Origin of the sequence: Mesorhizobium sp. M4A.F.Ca.ET.050.02.1.1 (assembly GCF_003997725.1) — a bacterium.
GTDB lineage: Bacteria > Pseudomonadota > Alphaproteobacteria > Rhizobiales > Rhizobiaceae > Mesorhizobium.
This window is the reverse complement of sequence record NZ_RZSG01001035.1, coordinates 1-1,793: the sequence shown is the minus strand read 5'-3', so window position 1 is coordinate 1,793 and position 1,793 is coordinate 1. Positions and strand designations below refer to the sequence as shown.

Genomic DNA, 1,793 nt, shown 5'->3' with positions numbered 1-1,793 from the left:
GTGCGGGATCCGTCTCGATGAGACGCAGAAACGAGGCGCGGCATTCCTCGATCCGACGCAAAGCCTTGTCGCTAATCCGCACCGGCTCCTTCCGCCAGGCGACACGAAAGACCGCATCGAGGTTGATGTCTCCGCGCGCCGTCAGTTCAATTGTCATGCTTCACACTGCTCGGACGGGAGATCCAAGGTTTTCGCGAGATGCGCACGGGTGCGGCCGCCCCTAGTAGAGCGGCTCCTCGAACAGCGTCTTGTCGCCATCCATCAACGCCTTGACCTGCGGTGTCCCGTTTGCGGCGATGGCGACACGGACGGCGAACGGCCGCACCCGCATGTCGTTCTGGATCGCCATGCCCTCGCCTTCCGGCAGATAGAAGCGCTCGATGCCGTAGTCCGGCGCGATCGTCGCTTCGGGCTCGCGCAGGTCCCAGCCATCGGCCACCTGCCCGACGATGTCGACCTCGTCGGAGGCCGCAGGCATCGGTGCGGCATCAAACCAGGCTGCGCTCGGCTGCCAATAGCCTTCGACGCCCTGCTTCAACCTGACGACGAGCTCTGAGTCGTTGCTGGTGAACTTGCCGGGCGGAATGTTGGCGATCAGCTTCACTGGGATGCGCGAGATCTCGTAGCCCAGCACGATATAGTCGCCGCGCAGAAGATCGCGCGGATCGATCGGCTCGACCTTCAGGAGGACCTCCTTGCCATCCCGCATGATTGCGGCCCTGCCGACGATGATCCATCCGAGGAAGCCGATCTGGACGAGCGCCAGCAGCAGCGCCGAGATGATCAGTCTTTTGCCGGTCATGCCTTGGCTCCTTCGGTGGTCGGCGCGTTCATGCGTTTTTCGACGCGGATGATGACCAGCGCCATTATGCCGAGCAGCACTGCAGCGGCCAGGAAGAAGCCGGCGGTGCCAAGCATCGACTGCAACATCACCACATAGATGATGGCGAGCTCAAAGGCGAAGCCGGCATAGGCGACCCAGCGCAGGCCCCTGCTCTCGCGGCCACCCAGCATGATCGCCGCGACAATGGCGGCAAGCGCGACCGCCGAGGCAATGGCGAAGGCGCCATTGTAGCTCGCCTCGTCGGCCAGTTCGAACTGGATCATCGCCATGCCGGTGAGGAAGCCGATCAGCGCGTGCAGGGGCAGCCGGCCGCCAAGCTGCACGATTCTGTCGACCGGTGCGGCGGCGAAGACCGCGGCGGCAAAAAGTAGCGCCGAAACGAACGTCAGCGGAACGGAGACCTGCAGCGTGTTGTGATCCATTGACAGCAGCACGAGATAGAAGAGGACCGACAGAATGATCAGATGCCGCGCCGCCCGGCTGCGGGTCCAGAACGAAATCGCGAACAGCACCAGCGCAATGGCTGCGAAGAGATGGGGAAATTCCGAGCGCCGGAAAAAACCGCCCCATTTGAGAAGCAGCCAGGCGTCGGCGATGCCGAGGGAGGCGACGGTGAGCGGGTTCGAGCGCAACGCGACCGCCGCCAAGGCCGTGCCGGCTCCCCATGTGAGCAGCGCCGAGGCCTCGTCGCCTGTCAGGTGGTACATCTGGCCGATCAGCGCGATCGAACCGCCGAAAGCGGCCGCCGCCACGATCCACAGCGCCTCGCCGATTGCCCCATGGTCGCGTGTCTTCAGCACCGCGCCGCCGACGTAGCCGGCGACGATGACGGCGAACAGCGCCGCGACGCGAACGAGCCGTGGGATGGCTTCCCAATTGGCGGCGACGAAGATCAGGATAGCGGCACCGAACAAAAGCGCCGCCATCATCGCCAGGATCGACCCGAAGC

2 protein-coding genes are annotated in these 1,793 nt (G+C 64.4%); both read right to left on the bottom strand.

Annotation, left to right across the window (positions count from 1 at the left end; genetic code table 11):
• Positions 1 to 220: 220 nt before the first annotated feature.
• Positions 221 to 802 (bottom strand): GDYXXLXY domain-containing protein, encoded by a 582-nt coding sequence (locus EOA33_RS34625; RefSeq protein ID WP_127407643.1) that lies wholly within the window; start codon positions 800 to 802, stop codon positions 221 to 223.
• Positions 799 to 1,793: DUF2157 domain-containing protein (locus EOA33_RS34620; protein WP_127407642.1), on the bottom strand; the 995-nt coding region annotated here is incomplete at its 5' end. The genes EOA33_RS34620 and EOA33_RS34625, both read right to left, overlap by 4 nt.